The sequence below is a fragment of the Streptomyces sp. NPDC002130 genome, from assembly GCF_040296465.1.
In the GTDB taxonomy this organism is placed as follows: domain Bacteria; phylum Actinomycetota; class Actinomycetes; order Streptomycetales; family Streptomycetaceae; genus Streptomyces.
On record NZ_JBEOXI010000321.1, the window covers coordinates 1 to 7,824 of the forward strand.

Below are 7,824 nucleotides of genomic sequence, written 5' to 3' on the forward strand. Positions count from 1 at the left end.
CCAGTTCGACCAGGCGGTGGGTCTGGTCGCAGAAGTGGGCGAACAGCGGGATGCGGGGGAAGCCGGTGGCCAGGGCGGTGGACAGGTGCAGCAGCCAGTCGTGGCGGGCGCGGGCGTGGCCCCGCTCGTGGGTGAGGACGGCGTCGAGCTGGTGGCCGGTCAGGCGGTGCAGGGCGCCCGTGGTGACGATCAGCTGGGGCGGGTGGCCGGGCATCCACCAGGCGTCCGGGTACTCGTCCTCCAGGACCAGCAGCGGACCCCGGGCCGCGGGCAGACCGGCCGGCAGGTCGGGGGCGCGCTCACGCAGATGGGCCCGGGCCTGGGCCCTGCGGCGGCGCGCCTCGACGAGTTCCCGCGCGAGCATCGCCGTCGTCCAGGCGGCGCCGCAGGCCAGCAGCAGGGTGAGGGCGGCGGCCCAGGGCGGCGCGGTGGACAGGTCGTACGCCGCGGTCACCGCGGGTGGTGCCGGGGCGAAGAGCTGCGCGCGGACGGTACCGAAGACGGCGGCGGCGCCCAGGGAGAGCGCCGTCACGCACGCCAACAGGACGGTGGCGACCAGGCACTGCCAGACCCACAGCGCGACCACCGGTTCCCGCTCGGGCCAGGACGCCCGGGTCAGCGCACGGGGAGCGGGGACGGCGGCCGTCACGGCGACGACGCTCAGCAGGAGCAGGCAGACGGTCATGGCCACGGGCTCCGGTTCCTCGTCACAAGAGGGGCGGCTACGGGTCGTGCGGGGGAGGGCGATCGCCGAGCGCACCGGTCACCACGACGAGCGTGGCGGACGTGCGGGCACACCGCCCCGCGCCCAGTATGACGGGCCGGGCGGTGTGCGCCAGGGGGCTGAACGACAACAGAGGGGACGGGAGGGGCGAGGGCCGGACGCCCTGGAGAGCCGGCTCCCGGCCGGTCCGCGTCAGCCCTGGACCACCCGCCCCGTCACCTCGCCGAGCCCCACCCGCACACCGTCGGGTCCCGGGGCCCAGGCCGTGAGGGTCACCTCGTCGCCGTCCTCCAGGAACGTGCGCTTGCCGCCGGGGAGTTCGAGCGGATCGCGGCCGTTCCAGGTCAGTTCCAGCAGGGAGCCGCGTTCCCGTTCCGCCGGGCCGCTGACCGTGCCGGAGCCGTAGAGGTCGCCGGTGCGCAGTGAGGCGCCGTTGACCGTCATGTGCGCCAGCTGCTGGGCGGCCGTCCAGTACATGGTGGAGAAGGGCGGCTCGGAGACGACGTGACCGTTGACGGCGACGCTGATCCGCAGGTCGTAGCCGCCCGGTTCCTCGTCGCCGTCGTCCAGGTAGGGCAGCAGCTCGTGCGTCCGGGCCGGGGGCGCCACGAGAGCCTCCTCCAGGGCGTCCAGCGGCGTGATCCACGCCGACACCGACGTGGCGAAGGACTTGCCGAGGAACGGGCCGAGGGGCACGTACTCCCAGGCCTGGATGTCGCGCGCGGACCAGTCGTTGAGGAGGCACAGCCCGAACACGTGCTCGCGGAAGTCGCCGAGCGCCACCGGCGCGCCCATCCGGGAGGGCACGCCGACGACGAAGCCGACCTCGGCCTCGATGTCCAGGCGGACGGACGGCCCGAAGACGGGAGCGGCGTCCGTGGGCGCCTTGCGCTGGCCGGACGGGCGCGGCACCTCCGTGCCGGAGACGACGACCGTGCCGGAGCGGCCGTGGTAGCCGATGGGCAGGTGCTTCCAGTTGGGGGTGAGGGAGTCCTCGGCGTCGGGCCGGAACATCTGCCCGACGTTCCGGGCGTGGTTCTCGGAGGCGTAGAAGTCGACGTAGTCCGCCACCTCGAACGGCAGGTGCAGGGTCACCGACGACAGGGGGTGGAACAGCGGTGCGACGGTCTCGCGGTGGGACGGCACGGTCACCCAGGCGGTCAGCGCCCGGCGGACGTCCGACCAGGCCGTGCGGCCGGCGGCCAGCAGCGGGTTGAGGGTCGGCTGCGCGAGCAGGGAGGCGTAGGGCGAACCGAGCGCGTGGGCCGCCGCGCCCGCGTCCAGCACATGGTCGCCGAGCCGGACGCCCACGGCCCGGTGGGAAGAGCCGGGCAGGGAGAACACGCCGTACGGCAGGTTGTGCGGGCCGAAGGGATCGCCCTCGGGGACATCGAAGGGGGGCATCGGGTGCTGCCTCGCTTTCGGGTGCGCCATGTCGTCGCCACGTGTTCGTGGTCATGCCACACGTTACGGGTGACGCGCCGGTCCTGGGCAGAGCCCGAGGAGGCGGAGAGGGGCGAACGGGGCAGGTGGGCCCGGGAGGGACCGGACGGGGCGAGTCCGGCTGTGACTTCGATCGCCAGGTGGCCCCGTGCCCTCGGGCGTCGATGAGGCCGGCGGGCTGCGAGGACCTGTAGGTGGCCCTGGTGGCGATCCATGGACGGCCCCGGCGAGTCCTGTCCTGCTGGTGCGGTTGTTCAGAGGCTGCCCCAGCACCGCCTGGCGTGATGGGTGTTGGGGCAGCAGTGGCGGAACGCTGGATCCGATGAGCGGCCCGGGCCGGGGTGTGGAGGTGTCCCACCCCGGCCGGGTTTCACCGGATGTGCTTCGCCGGCTTGGTGGCGGCGTTGAGGAGGTACTCCAGGGGGCCGCGGCGGAAGAAGCGGGACCAGACGGCGGCGAACAGGGTGACTCCGAGGACGTACATGATCAAGGGGAGCCAGGACTGCTGGGTGCCGGTTCCGGCGGGCGTGGACAGTGCGGACTGTGCGAGGAAGTGGCCGACGTAGGCGGTCAGGGACATGGTGCCCACGGCGATGACCGGTTTCGCGAGGCGGCGCATGCGTGGCAGGCGGTCCATCGCCACCGTCGCGCCCACGATCACGAGGATCGCGACGCCCACGCTGCCGATGATGTCGAACGTGGTGCCGCTGTGCGGTCCGGCCGCCAGGAGCGACGACGCCGGCATATCGGGGAACGAACCGCCGTCGGGAGGCATCGACCCGCTGTCGAGTGGCATCGACCCGGAGCCGCCGGACGACGGCCCGTCCTCTGCGAGGCTCCGCAACGCGTCCTTGCCGGCGAGCAGCAGCGACATGCCGTATGCGGCCACGGTGAGGGCCGCACCGAGCGCGGCCAGGCGCCGCTGAACCGTGCCGGAGGACAGGTCGAGGCGGCCCAGGGCCATGCCGACGATCACGAACGGCATCCAGGTGAGCGCCGGGTAGAAGCCGGTGAGCAGCAGATCGAGGACGCCGACCTCGCTGAGGTGGCGGAGCGGGTCGTAGGTGTTGATGCTCTGCTGGACCGAGGGAGTCAGCAGCGAGGTCAGGGCGAACGCCAGTTGCGGTGTGACGAGGGCGAGCGAGGCCGCGATGATCGCGAGCGTCCTGGCGCGCAGGCGCACCAGGGGCAGGGCCAGCAGGAAGTAGATCCCGTAGAAGCCGAGGATGATCACTCCCCCGTACTCGATCGCCATCACGGTGCCCAGCGCCAGCAGAACCACGGCGCGGATCGCGATGCGGGCCTTCGCCTGCCGGCCGGCCAGGCCGGTCTTGGGCTCGCGGCGGCCGGCGAGCAGCATCAGTGAGAACCCGGCGAGGGTGGCGAACAGAACCGACGAGTGGCCATCCGCTATGTAGCGGATCCAGCTGGCGACGCCGGTCGTGGCGGACAGCGGGGGGCCGATGTGCACGACGTACATGCCGAACACCGCGAGCGCGCGGGCCAGGTCCACCCCGACGAGGCGTCCCATCGAGGGACCGGGCGAGGCCGGCACGGCGGACTCGGGGGAGGTCCGGGGCGGCCGGGGCGAGTTCTCTGGCGGCGCCGGCGTCTCCCGCGGCGGCTGTGTCTGTGTCATACGGAGAACCTCGCGTGGCCGTCAGGGGACGGACCATCCGGCATTCATCGGTGACGCCCCCGCTGATCGGCGGGTACCGCCCTGCCGACCGGCGGAGTGCCGTCCCCGGGCGGCCCGGTACGACCGGACGGCTGTTCTCTCCAGCCACTCGGCGGGGGTGGACCCGACAGGTGCCGGATGGGCGCGGGGCGGACGGGCTTCCAGGCTGGAGGCATGACACACCGTGCACGACACGACGAGCGCGAGGACTCCTCCGGAACATCGGCCCACGTAGCCGGCCGCAGAGCGGCCCCCGGCAGGGGTGAGTTCCTGGAGTTCCTCGGTCTGACGCTGGCGGCGGGCGCCTTCGTCCTGTTCGTCACGCGCCCGGAGGTGTCCGAAGGGCTGGTGCGCGCCCTCGCCGCGAGGGCGTCCGCATTCGTCCACTGAGCCGGCACCCGCTCACGCCCTGGTGCGCCGGACCGCTGATGCGGTGCCCGGCACACCGCAGAGGAAAGGAACTTCGTGAACACCGCATCCGCCCCGACGACGGATGAGACGTCCCTGTCCGCCCGGGAGACGGTCAAGGCACTGGGCGCATACGTGCGGCCGCACCGGTGGGCCGTCGCCCTCGGCCTGCTGTGCGCCCTGGCCGGAGCCGCCGGGGGACTGGCGCAGCCGCTGGCCACCAAGGCACTCATGGACCGGCTCGCGACCGGTGAGACCATCGCCGCGATCCTCATCGCGCTCACCGCGCTGGTGCTGCTGGGCACCGCGGTCGAGGCGTTCGGCGCGTATGTGCTGGAGCGGACGGCGGAGTCGGTGGTCCTGGCCGCGCGGCGCACCCTGGTGGGGCGGTTGCTGCGGCTGCGGATCGCGGAGTGGGAGCGGGTCGCGCCGGGTGATCTGATGTCCCGTGTCACCTCGGACACGACGCTCCTGCGGGCGGTCAGCACCCAGGCGGTGGTCTCCGCGGCCTCTGGTGCGGTGACTCTCGTGGCGGCGATCGTGATGATGGCGTTTCTGGATGTCGTGCTGCTGGGTGTGACGCTCGGTGTGGTCGTGCTGGTCGGCGGGGCCGTCGCCCTGATGATGCCGAGAATCGCCCGCGCCACCGAGCGGGCGCAGGAGGCGGTCGGGGAGATCTCCGTCGCGCTGGAGCGGGTCTTCGGGGCGTTTCGCACGGTGAAGGCGTCCGGTGCCGAGGAGCGGGAGGCCGCCCGGGTCGAGGCCGCGGCACAGCGGGCGTGGCGGCACGGTGTGAAGAGCGCGAAGTGGGAGTGCCTGGCGGGCTCGGCCGACGAACTCGCCGTCCAGCTGGCCTTCCTCGCCGTGCTCGCGGTCGGCGGGGCGCGCGTGGCGTCCGGGGAGATTCCGGTGTCCACCCTCATCGCCTTCCTGCTGTACCTCTTCTACCTGATCGAGCCGGTGTCCAAGCTGGTCGACGCCGTGTCCTCCTATCAGGAGGGGGCGGCCGCGCTGTCCCGGATCGCGCAGGTGGAACGCCTGGCGGCGGAACCGGCCGCGCGGCAGGAGGGTGCCCTGCCCCGGCAGGGGACAGCGGTGCAGGGCCCGGCGTCGGTCTGCTTCGAGGACGTGTCGTTCCGCTACGGTCGGGGCCTGCCGTACACCCATCAGCAGGTGAGCTTCGAGGTACCGGGCACGGGCATGACCGCATTCGTCGGACCGTCCGGTGCGGGCAAGTCGACGGTCTTCGCGCTCATCGAGCGGTTCCACGAGACCACCGGCGGCCGGGTCCTGGTCGACGGCACGGACGTACGGGACTGGCCGCTGGCCGAGCTGCGATCCGCCATCGGGTACGTCGAGCAGGACGCGCCGGTGCTGGCAGGCACCCTGCGGGAGAACCTGCTCTTCGCGGCGCCCGGCGCGAGCGACGACTCCGTCCGCGAGGTCCTGGCCCGCACAAAGCTCGACACCCTCGTCGAGCGCCTGCCCCACGGCCTGGACACCCCGGTCGGACACCGCGGTTCGAAACTGTCGGGCGGCGAGCGGCAGCGCATCGCCATCGCCCGTGCCCTGCTGCGCAAGCCCCGGCTGCTGCTGTTGGACGAGGCGACCTCACAGCTCGACGCCGTCAACGAGCTGGCGCTGCGGGAGGTCATCGCGGAGGTGGCCCGCGCGACCACCGTGCTGGTGGTGGCCCACCGCTTGTCGACGGTGACCGGCGCCGACCGCATCGTCGTCATGGACGCCGGCCGGGTCCGCGCCGTCGGCACCCACGAGGAACTGGTGACCGAGGACCCGCTGTACGCACAACTGGCGGCCACCCAGCTCCTGGCCCCCGCGCGATGACCCATCACACGCCAGGTTGTCCGGTCGCACTGCCCCGCTCCCGGCCGGACAACCACGCGCACCCATACCCACGCGAACCAAGACCACGAAAGGCCCCGTATGCGCACCGAGCCCGCCGTCCCAGACAGACATGCGGTGTGGAGCTGGCTGGCACAGCCGACCGCCCTGTTCGGCGGCGTGTACGGGCTCCTGGTGTCGAGTTCGACCGTCGCCGCGCTCACCCAGTTCGGCGAGACGACCCGGGCGGCACGCATGGACCACGCCCTGTGGGTCCTGTTCACCGCCCTCGCCTCGGCCCTGGCCCATGGATACGCCCACCAGATCGCCCACCGCGATGCCCAGGGCCATCCCGGCATACGGGGAGTGATGCGCGCCGTGGTCGCCGAATGGCCGCTGGTGGTGGCGGCCTTGCCCACCACACTGCTGCTGTGGGGGGCGGGCCTTGGCTGGTGGCGCTCCGCAGGCATCGAGCACGTCGCCTTCACAATCAACACCGTCCTGCTACTGGGCTGGGGCCTGCTCGCCTCCCGGGCCGCAGGTCGCACATGGGGACGAGCCGTCAGAATCGGCTGCAGCGACGCGCTCCTGGGAGTGGCCGTCGCCTTGGTCGGCACCGTCCTGAAGTGACGCGGCACCGGACATGGGCAGGACGGGGAGCTGGACGAGCCGGCAAGCTGCGCGGAGCACGGCCCGGGGCGCCGGCGCCCGTTGCCGGCCGCGGCTCACGCGTGGGTCTTGTGAGCCACGAGCCGACGGAACAGCATGTCAGTCCGTGCTGAGAGGGACCCTCAGCCGCACCCGGTAGCCGCCCTGAGCAGTCGGCCCCGCCTCCAGGGTGCCGTGCAGGATGTCGGCCCGTTCCCGCAGACCGACCAGGCCCTGTTGCGAACCGGGCAGGGAGAGGGAGGGGCGTGTGGAAGGGGTGTTGGTGACGGTCACTCCGATGCCGTCGCCGTCCTGCCACAGCTCGACGCGCGCTCTGGCGCCGGGAGCGTGTTTGCGGACGTTGGTCAGTGCTTCCTGGACCGTGCGGTAGAGGGCGCGTTGGGCGGGTGTGCCCACGGTGGGCGGGAGCTCACCCGTCAGCTCCGCTTGGGTGCCGCTGGATTCCACCAGTTTGCGCAGGTCGGCAAGGGTGGGCTGAGGGGTCAGCTCGGTGGCGTGGCCGCCGGAGGCGCGTAGCAGGGTGACCATGGTGCGCAGTTCGTCGAGCGTGGTGACGCTCAGCGAACGGATGGTGCGGGCTGCCTCTTTGGCGTCCGTGTCCTTGGTGGCGACCTGAAGGGCTCCGGCCCGCACGGCGATCAGGCTGACCTGGTGGGAGACCACGTCGTGCATCTCGCGGGCCAGTTGGGCGCGTTCGCGGGCGAGCACGGCCTGTGCGTGCAGGGTCCGCTCGTGCTCCCTGGCCTCCTCGATCTCGGCCAGTCGCCGTGCCAGGTCCCGTTGCGCCTGGAGAAGCTGGCCGAAGAGGACCGGGGCGACGCTGGTTGCCAGGCCGTACACGAAGAAGACCAGTGTCATGGTCCGGTCCGCCTCGGCGAGGGGCCACGGCGTACTGCTCGCGACGGCGGCCAGGGCGACGCACACCGCGAGGAGACGGCGATTGCGCGAGCGTTCGGCCAGGGTGAACAACGCCGCGAGCACAGCGACGGCGACGTCCTGCATCAGCGCGATGGGCAGGGTGAGCAGGAACACGCCGAGCGGGAACCGGCGCCGGAACGCC

At 72.5% G+C, this 7,824-nt stretch carries 7 protein-coding genes; 3 read left to right on the plus strand and 4 right to left on the minus strand.

Annotated elements, in window-relative coordinates; all coding sequences use genetic code 11:
* The 3 genes from ABT116_RS36750 to ABT116_RS36760 form a co-directional block, all read right to left on the minus strand.
* The coding region (locus tag ABT116_RS36750) for a M56 family metallopeptidase (RefSeq protein ID WP_351643234.1) at positions 1-685 on the minus strand (685 nt) is incomplete at its 3' end.
* Between the two features lie 231 nt (positions 686-916).
* Positions 917-2,128, minus strand: coding sequence for a fumarylacetoacetase (fahA, locus tag ABT116_RS36755; RefSeq protein ID WP_351643218.1), 1,212 nt, complete (start codon positions 2,126-2,128; stop codon positions 917-919).
* A 409-nt stretch (positions 2,129-2,537) separates the two neighbouring features.
* On the minus strand, positions 2,538-3,806 hold the full coding sequence (locus ABT116_RS36760; protein ID WP_351643221.1) for a DUF418 domain-containing protein: 1,269 nt from the start codon (positions 3,804-3,806) through the stop codon (positions 2,538-2,540).
* A gap of 213 nt (positions 3,807-4,019) precedes the next feature.
* On the opposite strand from ABT116_RS36760, the gene ABT116_RS36765 reads away from it, so the two are divergent.
* The 3 genes from ABT116_RS36765 (at position 4,020) to ABT116_RS36775 (ending at position 6,725) form a co-directional block, all read left to right on the plus strand.
* Complete coding sequence (locus ABT116_RS36765) at positions 4,020-4,235, plus strand: hypothetical protein (protein WP_351643224.1); 216 nt, start codon at positions 4,020-4,022, stop codon at positions 4,233-4,235.
* A gap of 75 nt (positions 4,236-4,310) precedes the next feature.
* The gene (locus ABT116_RS36770) at positions 4,311-6,098 is read left to right on the plus strand and encodes an ABC transporter ATP-binding protein (protein ID WP_351643227.1); all 1,788 of its coding nucleotides are present in this window, start codon (positions 4,311-4,313) and stop codon (positions 6,096-6,098) included.
* A gap of 99 nt (positions 6,099-6,197) precedes the next feature.
* A complete protein-coding gene (locus tag ABT116_RS36775) occupies positions 6,198-6,725 on the plus strand; it encodes a hypothetical protein (protein WP_351643230.1) in 528 nt (175 codons plus the stop codon).
* A 138-nt stretch (positions 6,726-6,863) separates the two neighbouring features.
* On the opposite strand, the gene ABT116_RS36780 is transcribed toward ABT116_RS36775, so the two are convergent.
* Positions 6,864-7,824: sensor histidine kinase (locus ABT116_RS36780; RefSeq protein ID WP_351643232.1), on the minus strand; the 961-nt coding region annotated here is incomplete at its 5' end.